General features: G+C 50.7%; 15 protein-coding genes. 8 read left to right on the top strand and 7 right to left on the bottom strand.

From position 1 onward, the window contains the following. Positions 1–40: 40 nt before the first annotated feature. The 4 genes from NQ542_RS13825 to NQ542_RS13810 form a co-directional block, all read right to left on the bottom strand. Positions 41–1,807 (bottom strand): DEAD/DEAH box helicase, encoded by a 1,767-nt coding sequence (locus NQ542_RS13825; protein ID WP_005645027.1) that lies wholly within the window; start codon positions 1,805–1,807, stop codon positions 41–43. Between the two features lie 125 nt (positions 1,808–1,932). Beyond that, the gene (locus tag NQ542_RS13820; RefSeq protein ID WP_005633590.1) at positions 1,933–2,997 is read right to left on the bottom strand and encodes a tyrosine-protein phosphatase; all 1,065 of its coding nucleotides are present in this window, start codon (positions 2,995–2,997) and stop codon (positions 1,933–1,935) included. A 78-nt stretch (positions 2,998–3,075) separates the two neighbouring features. Then, a complete protein-coding gene (locus tag NQ542_RS13815; RefSeq protein WP_005633584.1) occupies positions 3,076–4,005 on the bottom strand; it encodes a carbohydrate kinase family protein in 930 nt (309 codons plus the stop codon). A 5-nt stretch (positions 4,006–4,010) separates the two neighbouring features. After that, complete coding sequence (locus tag NQ542_RS13810; RefSeq protein WP_005633581.1) at positions 4,011–4,628, bottom strand: SIS domain-containing protein; 618 nt, start codon at positions 4,626–4,628, stop codon at positions 4,011–4,013. A 124-nt stretch (positions 4,629–4,752) separates the two neighbouring features. Here NQ542_RS13810 and NQ542_RS13805 point away from each other — a divergent pair, with 124 nt between their 5' ends. Continuing rightward, on the top strand, positions 4,753–5,979 hold the full coding sequence (locus tag NQ542_RS13805) for a M16 family metallopeptidase (protein WP_036658216.1): 1,227 nt from the start codon (positions 4,753–4,755) through the stop codon (positions 5,977–5,979). A gap of 7 nt (positions 5,980–5,986) precedes the next feature. Here the strand turns inward: NQ542_RS13805 and NQ542_RS13800 are convergent, their stop codons facing one another. Then, positions 5,987–7,387 (bottom strand): alanine/glycine:cation symporter family protein, encoded by a 1,401-nt coding sequence (locus NQ542_RS13800; RefSeq protein ID WP_005633577.1) that lies wholly within the window; start codon positions 7,385–7,387, stop codon positions 5,987–5,989. Between the two features lie 145 nt (positions 7,388–7,532). Here NQ542_RS13800 and NQ542_RS13795 point away from each other — a divergent pair, with 145 nt between their 5' ends. The 6 genes from NQ542_RS13795 to NQ542_RS13770 all read left to right on the top strand — a co-directional run bounded on the left by NQ542_RS13795 (position 7,533) and on the right by NQ542_RS13770 (position 16,630). Continuing rightward, positions 7,533–8,039 (top strand): flavin reductase family protein, encoded by a 507-nt coding sequence (locus NQ542_RS13795; protein ID WP_005633574.1) that lies wholly within the window; start codon positions 7,533–7,535, stop codon positions 8,037–8,039. Between the two features lie 380 nt (positions 8,040–8,419). Then, positions 8,420–9,820 (top strand): TolC family protein, encoded by a 1,401-nt coding sequence (locus tag NQ542_RS13790; protein WP_229055924.1) that lies wholly within the window; start codon positions 8,420–8,422, stop codon positions 9,818–9,820. Positions 9,821–9,846: 26 nt separating this feature from the next. Further along, entirely contained in the window at positions 9,847–11,094 is a 1,248-nt protein-coding gene (locus NQ542_RS13785; RefSeq protein ID WP_036723924.1) for an efflux RND transporter periplasmic adaptor subunit, read from the top strand. Next, positions 11,094–13,499 carry an ABC transporter permease gene (locus NQ542_RS13780; RefSeq protein WP_005633568.1) on the top strand — a complete coding sequence of 802 codons (2,406 nt, stop codon included), beginning with the start codon at positions 11,094–11,096 and terminating at the stop codon, positions 13,497–13,499. Before NQ542_RS13785 ends, NQ542_RS13780 begins: the two co-directional genes overlap by 1 nt. A 16-nt stretch (positions 13,500–13,515) precedes the next feature. Continuing rightward, positions 13,516–14,178, top strand: coding sequence for an ABC transporter ATP-binding protein (locus NQ542_RS13775; protein ID WP_005633566.1), 663 nt, complete (start codon positions 13,516–13,518; stop codon positions 14,176–14,178). A gap of 28 nt (positions 14,179–14,206) precedes the next feature. Then, entirely contained in the window at positions 14,207–16,630 is a 2,424-nt protein-coding gene (locus NQ542_RS13770) for an ABC transporter permease (protein WP_005633564.1), read from the top strand. A 143-nt stretch (positions 16,631–16,773) separates the two neighbouring features. On the opposite strand, the gene NQ542_RS13765 is transcribed toward NQ542_RS13770, so the two are convergent. Beyond that, a complete protein-coding gene (locus NQ542_RS13765; RefSeq protein ID WP_005633563.1) occupies positions 16,774–17,181 on the bottom strand; it encodes a PaaI family thioesterase in 408 nt (135 codons plus the stop codon). Between the two features lie 91 nt (positions 17,182–17,272). Further along, positions 17,273–18,751 (bottom strand): cysteine--tRNA ligase, encoded by a 1,479-nt coding sequence (gene cysS / locus NQ542_RS13760; protein WP_005633562.1) that lies wholly within the window; start codon positions 18,749–18,751, stop codon positions 17,273–17,275. A gap of 103 nt (positions 18,752–18,854) precedes the next feature. Between cysS and NQ542_RS13755 the strand changes: the two genes are divergently transcribed. Further along, positions 18,855–20,663 carry an alpha-1,3-galactosidase-related protein gene (locus NQ542_RS13755; protein ID WP_005633560.1) on the top strand — a complete coding sequence of 603 codons (1,809 nt, stop codon included), beginning with the start codon at positions 18,855–18,857 and terminating at the stop codon, positions 20,661–20,663. Positions 20,664–20,685: the final 22 nt, after the last annotated feature.

Below are 20,685 nucleotides of genomic sequence, written 5' to 3'. Positions count from 1 at the left end.
TGCTGCGGTCTCCTGTTTCTGTTAGCGTGAGGGAGGAGGATTAGAAACGTCTTTTCTTACGAGCGTCGCGTGCGGCGGCAGTCCGTTTCCACGGGCGGTCGCTGTCGCGTTCGTCTTTGCGGAAGGTGCGGTCCGAACGGTCTCCACCCCGGCGTCCACTGTCTTTGGAACCCCGTTTGCCTTTGTAGCCGTCATCGCTGCGCCGTCCGCCGTAACTGCGTTTGCCACCGCGTCCGCCTTCTTCTTTTTTGCCCTGTGCAGGTTCGACGGAGATGCGCCGTCCGTCCACTTCGAACCCGTTCATGCTGTCCATCACGCGCTGGGCTTCACCCTCTTCCACTTCGAAGAAAGAGAAGTTTTCGCGCAGGTCGATCTTGCCGATGCGCACCTTGCCCGGCACACATTTGTTGACCAGTTCGATCAGCTGGTTCGGATATAGGCCGTCGGCCTTGCCGAAGTTGAGGAAGAAACGCGAATAGCCCTCTTCGGCCGCATGTGCACGGCGTTCGCCCCGTTCGCTGCGAGAGGAACGTTCGTCTACCTGCTGGATCTCGTCGGCATCCTTGTAGTAATCGATCATACGGTTGAATTCGAGCGAAACGACACGTTTGATGATGTCTTCCTTGTCCAGCCATTCCAACTTGCGGTAGATTTGGGGCATCAGGGAGGCGATCTCCTCCTCGTTCACCTTCACCTTTTCGATCTGGTCGACGAGGTTGAAAAGCTGCTTTTCGCAGATAGCATGTCCGGTAGGCATTTCGCCTTTCTCGAATTTCTTGTTGATGATCCTTTCGATCTCGCGGATTTTGCCTTTCTCCTTCACGTGGCAGATGGAGATGGAGATACCCGTCTTTCCCGCACGGCCCGTACGGCCACGGCGGTGCGTGTAGGATTCCACTTCATCGGGCAGGCCGTAGTTGATCACGTGTGTCAGATCGTCCACATCCAGGCCGCGGGCAGCCACATCGGTAGCAACTAAGAGTTGGATGTTTTTGACGCGGAACTTCTGCATCACGTAGTCGCGCTGCGCCTGGCTCAGTTCGCCGTGCAGCGAGTCGGCGTTGTAGCCGTCCTGTATCAGTTTGTCGGCGATCTCCTGCGTCTCTTTGCGGGTACGGCAGAAGACGATGCCGTAGATGTTCGGGTAGAAGTCGGCGATGCGTTTCAGAGCCAGGTACTTGTCGCGTGCCTGTACCATATAATAGATATCGCGGATGTTCTTGTTTCCTTCGTTCTTGTTGCCGATCACGATCTCCTTCGGATTCTTCATGTACTTCTTCGTGATGTTGGCGATCTCTTTCGGCATGGTGGCCGAGAAGAGCAGCATGTTGCGGTTCTCCGGCACTTCGGCGAGGATGGCGTTGATGCTGTCGGTGAACCCCATGTTCAGCATCTCGTCCGCCTCGTCCATGATGACGTTCTTCACCAGGCTGAGGTCTACCGTCTTGCGGTTCATCAGGTCCAGGAGGCGTCCCGGAGTGGCTACGACCACGTGCACGCCACGCTTCAGCGTCTTGATCTGGCTCTCGATGCTGGAACCTCCGTACACCGGGAGGACCTTCAGGTTGTCGATATACTTGGAGTAGTCGTTCAGGTCGTCGGCGATCTGTAAACATAGCTCACGAGTGGGACAGAGTACGAGTGCTTGGGGGTGGTATGTAGTCACATCGATTTTTTGCAGGATCGGAAGGCCGAAAGCGGCTGTCTTTCCCGTACCTGTTTGTGCTAATGCAATTACGTCGTTGTCATCTCCCAGTAGGAAAGGAATCACTTCCTCCTGTACCGGCATGGGCGATTCGTAGCCCATTTCTTGAATTGCCTTCAGTATTGGTGCGGCAACTCCTAATTCTTCAAATGTTTTCAAAATGTGATATATGTATATATAATAAATTCAGAGTGGGGACAAAGGTACGCAAATAATTTGGATACCGGTTAGTTTAGTATGATATCTTTTAATGTATCGCGCTCTTTTTCCGTGAGATGCAATCCTTTCGACAGATATTTGTCGGTCGAACCATATTCTTTCTTTATTTTATGGAAGGCCAGATCCAGCCATGTCTCGTTTGCACCGAGCAGCACGGTGATGGTTTCCTGGGCGTCCGTATTGAGGTTGCGTGCCATATAGGCAAGGCTGCGCAGGTCTATGTGGTTGTTGGAAGCCATATAGTCTTTCATGATCGTTTCTTCCGGCACATCGAGGGCTGTCAGCAGCATGGCCGTCAGGAAGCCGGCACGGTCTTTTCCCATCGAGCAGTTCACGAGGATCGGGTAGTTGTCCTTGTCGAGAAAGACTTTCAGGGCTTTGCCGAATTGTTCGCTGTTGTCCGTCACATAGCTGATATAGGTGTCCTGCATATACACGAGCCCGTCGCCTTTGCGTATGCGTCCTTCTTCCAGGCGTCGGGTGATCTGTTCTTTGCCTTTTACCGGGATCGGGATGGAGATGATGTTCGCCCCTGCATATTTTTCCGGAGCGAGGGCTATTTCGTCTTCTCCCCGTAGGTCGATGACAGTTTTGATCTTCAGGTTATCCAGCCGGATCGTGTCGTTGCGGCTAAGTGCCTTGAGCTCGCCCGAGCGGAATATCTTGCCCCAGCCAGTCATACGGTTCCCGTGTTCGCTGAAGTAGCCACCTATGTCGCGCAGGTTCTGGACGCTGTCCATCTGTACCGAGCGGGCGCCGACAGTGCGGTAATATTTGTCGTTGAAAGACAGTAGGAAATATTTGCGGGTGATGTTGTCGTTCGTGATGTAGGTCACTCTCCCGTCATTGATGTCGGCATAGCTGCACGGTCGCGACATGTCGAAGGAGTTGGGGGTGTCGGATACATAAAGTTTCATCGTCCCGTCGGTATGGGGGGCTGTTTCCCATTTGATAATATAGTTGCCGATGTCGTCACGCAGGCATATGGCACGAATTTCAGGTGCTCTGCCGGAGCTGCATCCTGCCAATAAGGCCACACTGGTGAACAAGAAAAGAATCCGTTTCAATATCATACTTCTACTACTCATGCAAAGCAAAGATAGTGAAAAACACGTGTCTTTATACCCCTTTATCTTCCCGGTTAATGATATTTAAGACTGGGAGAGGTAGGAGGTTGCGAATTCTTTAGAAATGTAATTGTCGTAGCTGCGGCAAACCTCGGTTGCCAGATCGATCCCGCACCGGATGATATTCGCCCATGTCTCTTTCGGGAGGGTGGCGAGGTCACGGTGACGGACATTATTTTTTAACAGACCGTAGAGGATGCCAGCATTGAAGTTGTCGCCGGCTCCGATCGTACTGACCGGGCGGATGGAGGGCGAGTCGAAATGAAGGCGCAGGTCGCCGTGGTAGAGGTTCACGCCTCCGGCTCCGTGAGTGGTGATGAAACGGTCGCAGTAGAAACGGATATGGTCGGTGTAGACTTTTTCACTGTCGGCCTCCCCGAAGATATTGAGGAAGTCCTCGTCCGAGCCGCGTATGATATCGGCATATTCGAAGTTTTCGAGCAATGTCGGGGCGAGGTGTATCGCTTCATGGGCGTGCGCCTTGCGGAAATTCGGGTCGTAGTAGAGGATCGCCTTGCGCTGGCGTGCATAGTCGAGAAATTCCACCATCCGTTCCCTAAGCGCCGGGTTCAGTGAGTAATAGGAGCCGTAGATGAAGATGTCGTCTTCGTTGATCTCCGGCAGGGGCACGTCGAGGCGTTGCTTCGGATAATCCTTGTAGAAAGTGTAGTCGGCATTGCTGTCGTTGTCCAGGAACGCGAGCGAAATCGGGCTTTTGCCATCCGGGAAACGGTCGACGTAGCGGGTGGAAATGTTGTTTTCCTTCATGAAGTCGCGTATGATGTCGCCGACATGGTCGTTTCCCACTTCGCTGATGAAAGAGACAGGTACACCCAGGCGTCCTAACGAGATGAGGCCGTTGAAGGTCGATCCGCCGGGCACTGCCGTATGGGGTCGGTTGTTCCTGAAGATGATGTCGAGAATGGTTTCCCCGATGCCGATTACCTTCCTCATGCTCTTTATTTGTTTACGGTTTTACACTGTTCGCGGCTTTTCGAACCCAGGTAACCGCCGTGATGCCGTTTGGCATAGTCGGGATAGCCGAAGTTGATGCGTTTCATGGTGCCGACTACCAACAGGTCGCCTATCACCGTCATGACCGTGGTCGATGTGGTGGGGGTGAGGCCTAAAGGACACACTTCTTTCGGCGCACCGGTCGGCAGGCAGATCGTCGCTTCGGCTGCCAGCGGGCTGTCGGGGTTGCCGGTGATAACGATAAACTGCATCTCCGGTACGAGACCGCGTGTCAGCTCCACCAGTTCGAGCAGTTCGCGTGTCTTGCCGGAGTTGGAGATGAGCAGCATGACATCGTTCTTGCGGACGATGCCGAGGTCGCCGTGTTGTGCTTCGCTGGGATGCAGGAAGTAGGCAGGCGTGCCGGTCGAACAGAAGGTGGTCGCGATGTTCATGGCGATCTGTCCTGCTTTTCCCATACCGCTGGTGATCAGATTCCCTCCGAGTTCGTGTACATGTTTCACAATGAGTGTCACAGCCTCTTCATAGCCGTCGGTTATCGGAATATTGCGTACTGCTTCAGCTTCCTGTTGCAGAATGGATGAGATTGCTTCGTTTATCATAGCCTTTAAAATGATTCTATATGGTGTTATGAACTTAACAAAGTGCAAAAGTATCTATTTTAATGATACCTGCACATGGAATGACCTATATTTTTGTACTTTTGTGCCTCCTAATGAATGGATCATGGAAAAAGATTACTTCTCACATATTTTACCGAACGGTTTGCGTATCGTACATCTTCCTTCTGCATCCCCGGTGTCGTATTGCGGGTTTGCCGTGAATGCCGGGACACGGGATGAGGAAATGGATGAATTTGGCTTGGCTCACTTTGTCGAACACATGATATTCAAGGGGACGGAAAAGCGTAAGTCCTGGCATATCCTGAATCGGATGGAGAATGTGGGAGGGGAGCTGAACGCCTATACCACAAAGGAGGAGACTTTCGTCTATTCTATTTTTATGGAAGAGCATTTCCGGAGGGCTTTCGAACTGCTGTCCGACCTGGTGTTCCATTCGCAGTTCCCGGAGCAGGAGATCGAGAAGGAGGTGGATGTGATCCTGGACGAAATCAATTCATACGAGGACAGCCCTTCGGAACTGATCTTCGATGAATTCGAGAATTTGCTGTTCGACGGACATGCGTTGGGACATAACATCTTGGGGGACGAGCAGTCGCTGCTCGGTTTCGGCAGCGAGTCCGGCAAGTCGTTTATGAGGCGGTTCTATGCCCCCGAAAATATGGTGTTCTTCTCGATGGGCCGGATTCCGTTCAAGAAGATCGTGCAGATGGCGGAAAGCACCCTGTCGGATATCGCTTTCCCGATGGCGGCACGTAACCGGACGGCACCCGGCGAGCTCCTTCCCGTCAGCCGCCAGATACACAAGGATACCCATCAGGCGCATGTGCTGATCGGGGGACGGGCATACAGCATGCACGATGAGAAACGCCTGCCGTTGTTCTTGCTGAATAACCTCTTGGGAGGGCCGGGCATGAACAACCGTTTGAATGTCTCTCTCCGGGAAAAGAACGGGCTTGTCTATAACGTCGAATCGAACGTGACTTCTTATACCGATACGGGGCTGGCAAGCATCTACTTCGGGACTGATCCGAAGAACAAGGAGAAGGCGATCAGGCTTGTTTACAAGGAACTGGCGAAGCTGCGTGAGGTGAAGCTGACCGCGACCCAGTTGGCGGCGGCCAAGAAGCAGGTGATCGGACAATTGGGCGTCTCCGGCGATAATCGGGAAGGCTTGTTTTTGGGGCTGGGTAAGAGCTTTCTCCATTATAACCGCTACGACACCCTGCCGGAAGTCTTCGCCAAGGTGGAGAAGCTGACCGCCGGAGAGATACGAGAGGTCGCCAACGAGATCTTTGCACCTGAACGGTTGTTCAGTCTGATCTACCAATAAGAAGCGTTTACCAGCATTCCGCCTTGTCCTTCAGTTCCGGCAGCTTGTTCTTGTCGAACACAGGGCTCTTGATCCCGCTACGTTTTTGAGCAATGTAATCGTGCAGCAGCAGGAAGGCCTGTTTGCTCAGCAACGAGATGGCGAACAGGTTGCAGATCGTCATGAAAGCCATCGTGATATCCGCCAGGCTCCAGGCGAGTTCCAGACTTGCTAACGCCCCGAACATCACCATACCGCCGACCGCCAGACGGTAGATATAGAGCACGCTTTTTTTCGGTGTGATGAAACGAATGTTCGCTTCCCCGTAATAGTAGTTCCCGATAATGCTGCTGAAAGCGAACAGGAAGATCGCTACGGCAACGAATATCCCTCCGGCTTTTCCCACTTCGAGCGTCAGGGCATGCTGTGTCAGTTGTACCCCGTTTACCGAACCGTCCAACGGCGCCCCGCTGAACAGGATGATAAAAGCCGTGCAGGTACAGATCAGCAGGGTGTCGGTGAAAACACCCAAAGTCTGGATCAATCCCTGTTTGACCGGATGTGTGACGGATGCCGTGGCCGCTACGTTCGGAGCCGATCCCATACCTGCCTCGTTGCTGAACAGGCCGCGCTTGATCCCTTGCATCAGAGCGGCACCGATCGTACCGCCTGCCGCCTGTTCCCATCCGAAAGCGCTGCTTACGATCAGTTTGATGACGGCCGGCAGTTCCGTTATATTGAACAGTACGATCCCCGAGGCGAGCGCCACGTATCCCAATGCCATTACGGGGACGATCACGCTGCTGACTTTGGCTATTCGCTGGATTCCTCCGAAGATAATGGCAAGTGTCAGTACGGTCAGTACCGCGCCTACGATCCTCGGATCGAAACCGAACGAGCCTTGCATGGCGGCGCAAATCGTGTTGCTTTGTACCGAGTTGAACGCGAAACCGAAGGTGACGGAGATCAAGATGGCGAACAGTATGCCCATCCAGTTCAGTCCCAATCCGTATCGCATATAGTAGGCGGGCCCCCCGATGAAGGATTCTTTTCCTTTCCGTTTGTAAAGCTGTGCGAGTGTAGATTCGACGAAAGCGCTGGCCGAACCTAACAGGGCGATGATCCACATCCAGAACACTGCTCCCGGACCTCCTACGGCTATGGCTGTGGCTACTCCCGCCAGGTTGCCTGTCCCGACACGGCTGGCAAGCGATACGGCGAATGCCTGGAAGGATGAGATGTGCTTTTCACCTTCATGGGCTTTGTTGGCGGAGTCGCCGAGCACACGTATCATCTCCCGGAACATACGGAACTGGACGAAACGGGTTTTGAAAGTGAACCGGAAGGCGCATCCTAACAGCATGATAATTAAAACATACGACCATAGGAGGTCGTTAATCCCGCTGATCCAGTTGTTCAGTATTTCCATTTGGCAGTTTATCGTCTTGATAATTACGTGAATATTGAGATGCAAACCTAAAGAAAATATTCTGTATGGACAAGAATATTAAATTTTGCACACACAAATAAATATTTTCGTATCTTTGAAAGATTATTAACTAAGGTGTGAAATTATGAAGGCAATAGAACCGAGTCTGGTCAAAGACAATTTTATAGAGATCATCGGAAAAGAGTGGATGCTGGTAAGCGCCGGCGACAAGGACAAGTTCAACATGATGACGGCGAGTTGGGGGGGCGTAGGCTTCCTGTGGAACAAGCCGGTAGTGTTCGTCTTTATCCGTCCGGAACGTTATACCCGCGAGTTTGTCGATGCGAAGGGAGCTTTCACGCTGTCCTTTTTAGGAGAAGAGCATAAGACTGCCCATAAGATTTGCGGGGCGAAATCGGGACGGGATATCGACAAGGTGGCAGCGACAGGTTTGACGCCTTATTTTACCGATCTGGGTAATCCTTGTTTCGAGGAATCGCGCCTGACGCTCGAATGCAAAACCCTTTACGTGACTAAGATGGATAAGGATCATTTTGTTGATCCTGCCTTATACGAGAAATGGTACAGCGCAATGGCAGGGAATCCGCATAACGTCTATGTGGCGGAAATCTTAAATGCTTGGGAGAGATGATCTCCCGTTCGTATGGATATCCGGATTGATTAGTTTGATTTGCTTCAGATAAACCATGGTTCTCTATTTTCAATTAAATTGTCTTTCTCTTGTCATATCTTTGCAATATGTATGCTTTTCCTTTGCCCGCGGAAAATAAAAAGAGTATACTTATAGACACAATAAATAACACTGCTTCGTTTTTTATAATAACTGATTTACGTGTTTAGGCTTTATGTCTCAGGGATGAGGGGTAAAGCTTGTTTTTGTGTGTTGCATTTGGCACTTGTCATGCTTCGATGAGCGACAGGAGGACACCTGTGTCAAAAAGTTGGACGTTTGGGCGTCCAAAAATTGGACGGTTGGCGAGAGGTGTTTTTGAAATGCTTTTGATAGTCTGAATGTTACATTTCTGGCACGTCGTTTGCTTTCTTTCTGTCATGATGAATGCACAGATAACGATCAAACGAGGTTTGTCTCTTTTTCTTCTCGTCTTCCTGGCTTCGCCGGGAAACCTGCGGGCGCAGTCCGGCTGGACGGTGGATGACTGCATGCGCTATGCCGTCGAACAGAACTACCGCGTGCGGAACAGTCGCCTGGATACACGGATTGCCGGGGAAGACCTTACCGCCGCCTATGGTGATTTCCTGCCCTCAGTAAGTGCTACCGGCGCATTGGGCAAACGTTTGGGGCGTTCGGTGGACCCGAAAACGAACCTCTATACTTCCTCTTCCTTTTTAGAGAGCACGATGGGGCTGAATGTCTCGCTTCCGGTGTTCGACGGCTTTACGCGCGTCAACCGGTTGCAGTTCCGCAAACTGAACAAGCAGATCGGCGGCCTCACGGAGCAGATCGAGGAGAACCGGATTGCCTTCGAGGTGATGGATGCTTTCTATCGCCTCTGCTTCGATAAGAAGATGTACGAGCTTGCTGTCGAGCAGCGGAAGTTGAGCGAACGCTATCACGAGCAGATGCTCGAATATGTGGATCTTGGCATGCGTTCCCCTTCTGATTTGCAGGAGGTGAAGGCGCGCCTGCAATCTGATATTTACCAGGAGACGGTGAAGGCGAACGGTTGCCGCCTCTCATTACTTGCCCTGAAGGAACTGCTGAATATGCGGGATACCGATACGCTGGCGATCTCTCCCGGCGGGGAGGGCGAACTTCCCGTGCTTCCTGTACTGGAATCTAACGAGATCTATGCCGCCTCCGAAACATCCCTGCCGGAATTCCGGGCTATGGAACTGAGGGAGAAAGCTTCCCGCAAGTCACTGGCAATAGCGTCCGGGGCTTTTTCTCCTTCCATCAGGGCGGAATTCAGCCTCTATTCCGGTTACTACGACACGGAACGGGATGACCTGGGCGAGATCATCCCGATCAAAGACCAGTTGAAGAATAACATGAACAAATATATCGGCGTGAGCGTCTCGCTGCCTCTGTTCAGCGGACTTTCCCGCCTGACAGATGTCCGGAAGGAACGTTTCCGCCTGCAAAGGATACGGAACGAGAACGAGCAGCAACGCCTCAGCCTCTACAAGGAAATAGACGACGCCTGCCTTTCACTCCGGGCTGCCGCCGAGGAACACCGTCAGGCGGTCGAACAACTCCGCACTTCCACCGTCACGCTGAAAGAGAGCGAGGAGAAATGGGAGGAGGGGATGATCTCCGTGTTCGAACTGATGGAGAAGCGGAACCTCTATATACTGGCCAAGGCAGAACTGTCGCGCACCCGTTTGCAGTATGAGTTGAAAAGCCGCACGGTAGACTTCTACCGCACAGGCTCATTTTTAGGAACCGAATAAATACAACAAGAATGGCAATCAATAGCATGGACACCCGTATTGAGCGGAAGTCCCGGTTTAAGAAGAAACACATCTATTCCTTGATAGGAATTGCCGTCGGGCTGCTTTGCCTGCTTTGGCTTCTTTTTCGTGATACTTCCTCTTCCCTGAAAGTGGAGAAAGAACGCATTACGATCGCTACCGTGCAGAAAGGAGAGTTCAACGACTACATCCGGGTTATCGGGCAGGTACTGCCGGATCGTATCATCTATCTTGACGCCATCGAGGGTGGGCGCGTCGAAGAACGCCTGATCGAGGAAGGGGCGCAGGTGCGGGCGGGCGACGTGATCCTCCGCCTCAGTAACCCGCTCCTGAACATCGGCATCCTGCAAAGCGAAGCCGACTTGGCCTATCAGGAAAACGAACTTCGCAACACCCGTCTCAGCATGGAGCAGGAACATCTCCGGCTGAAACAGGACCGTATCGGCCTGAGTAAGGAATTGGTGCAGAAGGAACGCCGTTTCAGGCAATACGAACGCCTGTATAAGAAGAACCTGCTGGCCCGCGAAGATTACTTGCAGGCTGAGGAAGATTACGAGGCCGCCCTCGGACAGTTGGCCGTTGTGGACGAACGGATCAAGCAGGACGACCTGTTCCGCAGCAGCCAGCTACAGAGCCTGGACGAGAACATCCGGAATATGAAGAAGAGCCTTGCCTTGGTTCGCGGGCGACTGGAAAACCTGAAAGTGAAGGCTCCCGTCGACGGGCAGTTAGGAAACCTGGAGGCCCAGATCGGCCAGTCCATCGCCCAGGGCGAACGTATCGGCCAGGTGATCACGCCCGAACTGAAGGTGGAAGCCAAGATTGACGAGCACTATGTGGAACGTGTCATGCCCGGTCTCCCTGCGAGCTTCGAACGTGAAGGAAAGAAGTACGATATGGAGGTGACGAAAGTCTATCCCGAAGTGCGGGAAGGACAGTTTCGCACCGACCTGCATTTTGTCTCCGGCCGGCCGGAGAATATCCGTGCCGGGCAAACCTACCACCTGAACCTGCAACTGGGCGATCCCGTGCCGGCGGTGATCGTCCCACGTGGTAGCTTCTACCAAGCAAGCGGCGGCGAGTACATGTATGTGGTAGATGAAGAAGGAAAGACAGCTCGCCGCCGCCCTGTCCGTATCGGCCGTCAGAACCCGCAGTATTACGAGGTTGTGGAAGGGTTGCAACCGGGAGAGAAGGTGATTATTTCCGGATATGACTTGTTTGGTGAGAATGAACGATTAATTTTACGCTGATGGAATATTGGTCTCAAGTAATCAAAAGCCAACGGGCGCGGAAGTCTCTTTCCGCCCTGAATGTGTTCGGTCTTTCCGTTTGTGTTGGCGCGGCGCTGCTGATTATGCTCTATGTACGGTTCGAATTGAGTTTCGATTCGTTCCACGACGGGGATCGCATCTACCGTGTGGAGAGCCGTCTTTATGAAGGGGCAACCTTGACGGATAATTGGGCGACGACTTCTTTCGGGCATGCTCCCGCCATGTATCGCGAGATTCCGGGCATAGAGCAGTATGTACGTGTGACGGCACAAGATCGCGGACAAGAGGTGACGTTCGGTGACCGGCAGTTTATCGAAGAACAGTACTGTTATACCGAACCGGCTTTTTTCGATCTCTTCAATTTCCCGATCCTCAAGGGGGAGAAGGGTGGACAGTTGGTCCGTCCGAATACGATGGTGATTACCGAAAGTGCTGCACGTCGTTATTTTGCCGGTGGTGATCCTATCGGCAAAGTGCTGACTTTCCGTACATCTTCGTCCGAACAGCATTTCGAGGTGACGGGCGTGATTGCCGATATGCCTTATAATTCGCATCTGCATTATGACTTCCTGTTGTCTTATTCGACTATTCCGGAGGCAAGGCGCGATATTTGGTATATCCACGGTGTCTATACGTATGTCCGGCTTGAACCGGGAAAGAAACCGGGCGATATTGAAGCGGCTTTCCATTCCATCTCTGAAAAATATAAGACGGCGGCATTGAAACATAAGGACTGGAGGGTTGAACTGGTTCGTTTGCGGGATATTCATCTGACTCCCCGTAAGTCTTATGAGAAAGAGGCGAAAGGTAGTCGTATGGCTGTACGTATCCTTTCGGTGATGGTAGTCGCCCTTTTACTGATCGGCTGGGTGAACGCGCTGAACCTGACGGTTGCCCGTTATCTGGAACGTGGCAGGGAGTTTGGTATTCGCAAGGCGTTCGGGGCTTCCCGCCGGCAGGTGATCCTGCAAGGATTGCTGGAAGCAGGGTTGTTGAACTTGTCGGCTTTGATCTTGGCTCTCGGGTGGGTCGAGGTACTGTTGCCTTTTGTCTGCCGTTGGGTAGGATTGGATTTTGCTGCCGGCGCGTTCCGTTTGCCGGAATTCTGGAGTATGGCGGCAGCGTGTTTTATAGGGGGAACTTTGTTTACCGGACTGTATCCTTCATTCCTGCTGACACGCATCCGTCCAGCGGATATCATGCGAGGAAAATTACTGCATGGCCGTAAGGGAAACCGGATGCGGAAGATGTTGATTGTGGCTCAGTTTCTTGCTTCTTTCGTTCTGGTTTCCGGTACGTTGGTGGTGATCGGACAGGTTCGTTATATGCAGCAGGAGACTTCTTCCGCTTCTTCGAACCGGGTACTGGTGGTGAAATATCCGGCTTTTACCGATGATATGTCCGTCAAAATGGAGAGTTTCAAGAAACGGTTGGGACAGATACCTTATGTTGTCCGTGTCTCTATTTCCGGTGCTGTGCCGGGCGTTGAGGTGGCGAACTACTTTACCAATCGTCCTTACGGCAGCGATCCATCCGAAGTGAAGCTGATACAGATGTTTGCTGTCGATTATGATTATCTGGCGCTTTATTCGCCGGAAATGCTTTGTGGACGTGGTTTCTCGGAAGCATACGGCAATGAACGGAATAAGGTCGTCCTGAACGAAGAGGCGGTGCGTCTGCTTGGTTATCCTTCTCCGGAAGAGGCGTTAGGAAAGCAGTTGGAGATGGAAGTGCTGGAAGATCCACTCGAAGTTGTCGGGGTTGTGAAAAATTATCATCAGCAGTCGCTTGCGGAACCGTATAAGCCGATCCTCTTTTTCCTGAAAGAGCGGGTCCCGTTTATTGCGACTCCTTATATATCCGTCAAGATGGATGGCTCGGTCAATTCTGACCGCTTGGCTGAAGTGGAACAAATGTACCGGACTTATTTTCCGTCCGCCCTTTTTTCTTATTTCTATCTCGATGATTATCAGGATAGCTTGTATAAGTCGGATCGCAATTTCGGTTGGATTTTTGCCAGTGCGTCATTATTGGCAGTCTTTGTGGCCTGTTTGGGATTATGGGTCGTGACGCTTTTTTCTACTCTGGCACGAGTGAAAGAGGTTGGGATACGGAAGGTTTTGGGAGCCGGTAAAATAAGTCTTTTTGTTGTTTTGACACGTGAACTGCTACTTCTTACGGTGCTGGCCACTGTATTGGGACTTCCTGTTTCTGTGGTTTTGATGAACGGATGGCTGGAGAGTTATGCTTTTCATATCGTGTTGCCTTGGTGGGTGTACGGAGTCGCATTTGTGTTGTTGATGTGTATCGCTTTCTTGACGGTAGTCAGACAGGTGTGGCGTGTGGTTCGGTTGAAGCCGATGCGTATTCTCAGGAACGAATGATTTAAATAAATATAATATGATTAAAACAGAGAATCTGTCTATGGTCTTCACCACCGAGGAGGTGCAGACGAAAGCATTGAACGAGGTGAACATCGAGGTCAAACAGAGTGAGTTTGTGGCCATTATGGGGCCTTCTGGCTGTGGCAAGTCGACCTTATTGAATATCTTGGGAACGCTTGATTCGCCGACTTCCGGCAAATATTTCTTTAACGGCAAGGAGATAGACAATATGGGAGAGAGCCAGTTGACGGCTTTCCGTAAAGGGAATATCGGTTTCGTATTCCAGAGTTTCAACCTGATAGACGAGCTGACAGTCTTCGAGAATGTGGAACTGCCGTTGGTTTATCTTGGCTGCCGGAAGTCCGAACGCAAGCGGAAGGTGATGGAAGTCCTCGACCGGATGAATATCGCCCATCGTGCCGGACATTTTCCGCAGCAGCTATCCGGCGGACAACAGCAACGTGTGGCGATAGCGCGCGCCGTGGTGACGGATTGTCCGCTGATCCTTGCCGACGAACCGACGGGAAACCTGGATTCGACAAACGGGGCGGAGGTGATGGAATTACTTCGAGAACTGAACGGGCAGGGGACGACGATCGTCATGGTCACGCACTCGGAACGGGATGCCAGCTTCGCACACCGGATTATCCATCTTTTGGACGGCCGGGTCGTTTCCTGAATATTCATCTTTGAAAATCTTCATCATAATGATAGTAACAAACTATTGGAACTGTGCGTGGCGCAGCCTTACTAAAAAGAAAGGTTTCAGTGTCGTCAATATAGTCGGTCTGGCGATCGGCATGGCGGCAGCCTTGCTGATCCTGACCTATGTGGCTTTCGAATACAGCTACGACGATATGCACAGCCGGCAGGATCGTATCTTCAGGGTTGAAGCCCGGTTTTATGAGAACGGGGAGCTGACGGATGATTGGGCCAGTTCGTCTGCCGGCTATGCTACGGCTATGAAGCAAAACATGAGTGCTGTCGAGGCTTATACACGTGTTGGAAGCCAGTATTATCCGGAGCAGGTCGTGAAATACAACGAACTGCTATATCGGGAGACAGGTATAGGCTATGCGGAAGCTAACTTTTTCGATTTCTTTGACTTCAAACTCTTGAAGGGAAATAAAGAAAGTTGTCTGGACGGACCGAACAAGGTAGTTATCACCGAACGTATTGCCCGGAAATATTTCAAGGGAGCGGACCCGATCGGGAAAATCCTGATCTTCCGAAGCAATATAGGAGAGGAAGCTTGCGAAGTGACGGGTATAATGGAAGATATGCCGATCAATACGCATATTCGCTATAATCTGCTGATCTCCTACAAGACGCTCCCGAAGTGGATGGATGAATATTGGTATCGCCACGAAGTCTATTCGTATGTCTTGCTGAAGTCGGCGAACCTGAAAACGCAGGTGGAAGAGGATTTTCCAGTAATGGCGGAGAAGTATAAGACGGAAGAGGCATTGAAGAATAAAACTTGGGCGATCCAGTTGACGAACCTCCGCGATATCCATCTGAATCCGCAGAAAGCTTATGAGCCGGAGGTGAAGGGGAATCGTTCTTCTATCTGGGTGTTGATCTGTACGGCACTTGCTATCCTTTGTATTGCTTGGATCAATTATATCAATATGACGGTAGCCCGTTCGATGGAACGAGCCAAAGAGATCGGTATACGTCGGGCTTCGGGGGCAAGCCGGAGGCAGGTTATTTCACAGTTCCTTTTCGAATCGTTGGTGACGAATAGTATTGCTTTTATCCTGGCTATCGGGCTGATGGAGGCGTTGATGCCTTCTTTCAATAACCAGACGGGACGGGATCTGAGTTTTTCCGTCTGGTTTACGACTTCACTGGGGTGGTATCTGTTGCTGATCTTTGCTGCCGGTGTGTTTCTGTCCGGCTTTTACCCGGCGACGGTTTTGTCCGGCATCAAGCCGATCCGGATGTTGAAAGGAAAGTTTACCCATACGCATGGGGCGACGGTCACCCGCAAGGTTTTGGTGGTGTTGCAATACACGGCTTCTCTGGTGTTGCTTTGCGGGACGTTGATCGTGTATGCGCAACTTCAATATATGCGGAATGCTTCTTTGGGGGTACGGGTGGACCAGACGCTGGTTCTTAAGTTCCCGGCGCAATGCGAGGAACTGGCTATGAAGTTGGAGGCATTTAAGAAAGAGGTGGCGTTATTGCCCTCCGTCAGGGCGGTGACGGTTTCTGGTGCAGTTCCCGGAACGGAGGTAACCGATTTCCTGTCCATCGTCCGCGAAAGTGATGTGACGAAGCAGACGCGCCTGTTGGAGATGTTGAACTGCGATGAGTTTTTTCTGGAAGCTTATGATCTGAAGTTCGTTTCCGGCCGTGGTTTTTCCGAAGATTACGGGGGAGATGTTTATAAGATCGTCCTGAACGAATCGGCTGTCCGTACGTTGGGATTCGAATCGTCCGATGCCGCTTTGGGGCAACGCTTGTCTGTCGAAACCGTCGATCAGCCGATGCAGATTATCGGGGTCGTGAAGGATTATCATCAACAATCGCTTAACAAAGATTTTACGCCGATCTTGTTTGCCCTGCATGAGAAATTGAGCTGGATGAAACAACGTTATATCTCTGTCGTTATGGAGAACGGTAACCCGCGTGATCTCGTGAAACAGGTCGAAGGAGCGTGGGAACGTTATTTCCCGGATTCCAGCTATGATTATTTCTTTCTCGACCAGTTTTTTGATCAGCAATACCGACAGGATGAAGTGTTTGGGTTGATTGTGGCGCTTTTTGCGATATTGGCGATCTTTATCTCTTGTATGGGATTGGCTGTTCTGGTTATGTTTTCTTGTTCGACTCGTATCCGGGAGATGGGAATCCGGAAGGTTCTGGGAGCTTCCCGGAGGCAGCTTTTCTTTGAATTGGGGCGAGAGTTCTTCCTGTTGATTGCTATTGCTGTTGTCATCGCCCTTCCGCTTTCGGGCTGGATCATGGGGGATTGGCTGAATCATTATTCGTTCCGCACGGACTGGAAAGCGTGGTTCTTCCTCGTTCCGGTCGTTTTATTGTGTGTGATCTCCTTGCTGACCATCGGTTGGCAAACCGCCAAAACCATCTTTAGCAAACCGGCCCGGTCTTTGCGTTACGAATAAAATACAAATGTACGCTATTTACTCATCTGACGGCGATAGCGTACATTTAATTTATTATTATATCAAGGACAATTGCATCAAAGTAGCTTTACTTTGGGGCCGTGGACAAAATCTGCAGCGGTTGTTCGATAGGTTTAGATAAATCATTCTATTGGGGCAAACGGCAGTTCCGTATCTTTTCTGTAGCCTGTTCCGTTGAAGGTGGCGATCAGGTCGCCGGTTTCATTGGTGATCCGCACTTCACAGTTGGCGAGCCGCTTGTGGCTGAATGCTTCACGAGCTTCGGCATAAAGGAACCCTTTGCTTTCGGCTTTGAAGAAGTTAATGCTGGATGTAATAGAAAGTGTCAGGCGTGCATGACTGTTTGTTGCTGCTGCAAAAGCCAGATCAGCTAAAGTGAAGATAGCGCCGCCTTGGCATACGCCACCGCCGTTGAGGTGTTCCGGCTTTATTTCCATACGGGCTTTGGCATAACCGTTGCCCGTTTCCAAAAGTTCGACACCAGCCAATAAGGCGAACTTGTCGCCTTGAAGAAATTCGTTTATTGTCATGATTATAAAAAATAATGTGCCAATGATAAGAATGAGTGAAGCAGTAAATCATCATTTATGCTTCCTTTCTGTCAAATATCGAACGCTCGTCTTACTTGCTTAACTTCCATTCGGCTCCGTCTTTCGTATCTTTGATATCGAAGCCGATGGCTGTCAGTTCGTTTCGGATCTTGTCCGATGTAGCCCAGTCTTTATTGGCTTTTGCCTGTTGGCGGATGGTCAGCAGCAAATCCATTGCTTTGCCGAATGCCTCGTTGTTGTTGCTTCCGCCCGAAGCTGCTTCATCTTTTATTCCGAGAATATCGAAAACGAAGGTATGGAATACATCCTGTAGCTCTTTCAGGTCTTCGGCCGAGATCGTAGCCTTGCCATCCTTTACGGAGTTGATCGCGCGGGCTGCGTCAAACAGATGGGCGATTACAATCGGCGAGTTCAGGTCGTCGTTCATCGCATCGTAGCATTTGCGGCGCAAATCCTTCACATCTACAGTTGAAACGTCGGAGGCTTTCAGCTTCATCAAATGATTATAAGCGTCCATCAGACGTTCCAACCCCTTTTCAGCTGCTTGCAGGGCTTCGTTGCTGAAGTCTACCGTGCTGCGGTAGTGAGCTTGGAGGATGAAGAAGCGGATGGTCATAGGCGAATATGCCTGGCTCAGCACCTTGTTGTCACCAGTAAAAAATTCCTCCAGCGTGATGAAGTTGCCCAATGACTTGCCCATCTTCTGCCCGTTAATGGTAATCATATTGTTGTGCATCCAGTAGTGAACCATATCTTCTCCCTGTGAAGCAACAGCCTGTGCAATCTCGCATTCGTGATGTGGGAAGATCAGATCCATGCCGCCACCGTGGATATCGAAATGTTCGCCCAGATACTTTTTACCCATAGCCGTACATTCGCAGTGCCATCCGGGGAAACCGTCGCTCCACGGAGAAGGCCAGCGCATGATATGTTCCGGTTGCGCGCATTTCCAGAGAGCGAAGTCGATCGGATTACGTTTTTCATCCTGTCCGTCCAGTGCGCGGGTAGTATTCAGCATATCGTCGATGTTGCGTCCGGAAAGAACACCGTAATTATGATCCTTGTTGTATTTCTCCACGTCGAAGTAAACGGAACCTTCGCTTTCGTAAGCATATCCGTTATCCAGTATTTTCTTTACCAGTTCGATCTGCTCGATGATATGGCCGGACGCATGCGGTTCGATGCTGGGCGGTAGAACGTTGAGCGCTTCCATAGCGTGATGGTAACGGTTCAGGTAATACTGCACCACTTCCATCGGCTCGAGTTGTTCGAGACGGGCTTTCTTGGCAATCTTGTCTTCACCATCGTCAGCATCATGTTCCAGGTGGCCGACATCTGTTATGTTGCGTACATAGCGTACCTTGTATCCTATATGAGTCAAATAACGGAACAGCAGGTCGAAAGTGATAGCCGGCCGTGCGTGGCCCAGGTGGGCGTCACCGTAAACCGTAGGACCGCAAACGTACATACCCACATGCGGTTCGTGCAGTGGGATGAACTGTTCCTTTTTTCTTGTGAGTGTGTTATAAATGCTTATTGGATGTTCCATATCTATTTATATTTAAGAGGGGCAAACTTACAATAAAATCGGATAATTTTGAGTAAGTTTGCCCCTAAATAATTGAAAATATAATCAACGAAAGATGTAAGCCATGAAACTAAATTCTGTTTTGACACTTTTATTTATCGCTTTGTTTACGGCATGTAAAGGCGGCGCGTATGACCTGTCCGGATATGGTCTGAAACCGGATACCGGGGAAAATGCTTCTCCGTTGATTGCGAAAGCTCTTCAAGAGATTGCGGCGGAAGTGAACTTCGATACGGTCCGGATACTGTTGCCGAAGGGACGTTATGATTTCTATCCCGAAGGTGCTTCCAAACGTGAATACTTCATTTCCAACCATGACCAGGATAATCCGAAACTGGTGGGACTGGCTTTTGAAAATATGAAGAATGTGATATTTGACGGACAAGGTTCCGAACTTGTTTTCCATGGGCGGATGCTTCCGGTTTCTTTGGTCGGTTCGGAGAACTGTACATTGAAGAACTTTAGTATCGATTTTGCGAATCCACATATCAGCCAAGTGAAAGTGTTGGAGAACGACACGGTCGGAGGCTTGATCACCTACGAGGTCGCTCCCTGGGTGGAGTACGAAATACGCGATAGCAACTTTGTCGCTAAAGGGGAAGGTTGGGAACATGTCCCTGCCTGGGGCATCGCTTTTGAAGGAGATACAAAGCGACTGGTCTATACCACCAGCGATATTAGTGTGGGCAGCAAGCATGTCGCAGAGATTGCTTCCCGCAAGATTCTTGCGCCTTGGAAGAACAAGAAACTGATACCGGGAACGGTCGTTGTGTTCCGTGGATACGGTCGTCCGACTCCGGGTGTATTTATGTATCATGATACGAATACGACACTCGAAAATATACAGGTTCATTATGCTGAAGGAATGGGGCTGCTGGCCCAGATGAGTGAAAATATCACGTTGGATAAATTCTCGGTCTGCCTGCGTGGCAAGGACGATCCACGTTATTTCACGACACAGGCCGATGCGACTCATTTCTCCGGCTGTAAGGGATTGATCCGTTCGGTCGGTGGTCTGTATGAAGGTATGATGGATGATGCCATCAATGTGCATGGAACCTATTTGAAGGTGCAAAAGCGAATAGACGACAAGACGTTGGTTGGCGAATATATGCACGGGCAGTCCTACGGTTTCGAATGGGGGCGTCCGGGCGATGCCGTCCAGTTCATCGAGTCCAAAACGATGGAGGTTTTAGGTGAACAGAACAAGGTGGCTGCGATTGAAACAGCCGACAAGCCTGACGGCCATGGTGTAAAACAGTTCCGCATTACGTTTGAGAAACCTGTCGATCCCGCCATTAGTGAGGTTGGTACTTACGGTATCGAGAATCAGGAATGGACGCCGGAGGTTTATTTTGCCGATAATGTGATCCGTAATAACCGTGCCCGTGGTTCCCTGTTCAGTACTCCGAAGAAGACTGTGGTCGAGAAGAACGTTTTTGATCACACATCCGGTACGGCAATCCTACTGTGCGGCGACTGCAACGGGTGGTTCGAGACGGGTGCCTGCCATGACGTACAGATCCGGAATAACAAGTTTATCAATGCTTTGACAAATCAGTTCCAATTTACGAACGCCGTTATTTCTATATATCCGGAGATACCTGATTTGAAAAGTCAGAAGAGATATTTTCATAGCGGAATCGTGATCGAGGACAACGAGTTCGAAACCTTTGATATGCCGATCCTGTATGCAAAATCTGTGGACGGCCTAGTCTTCCGCAATAATGTGATTAGACAAAATCATGATTATCCGGCTTTCCATTGGAACAACCATCGTTTCTTCTTCCAGCGCGTTGTTAATGTCGAGATCAAGGATAACCGGTTCGACGGAGGGTTTGATGAGGAGAAAGATATAAGGTCTGAGGAATAAAAACGTATAGGCAAGATTAAAA

Origin of the sequence: Parabacteroides merdae ATCC 43184 (genome assembly GCF_025151215.1) — a bacterium.
Lineage (GTDB): Bacteria > Bacteroidota > Bacteroidia > Bacteroidales > Tannerellaceae > Parabacteroides > Parabacteroides merdae.
The sequence above is the reverse complement of the archived record's forward strand: the minus strand, read 5'-3'. Positions and strand labels throughout refer to the sequence as shown.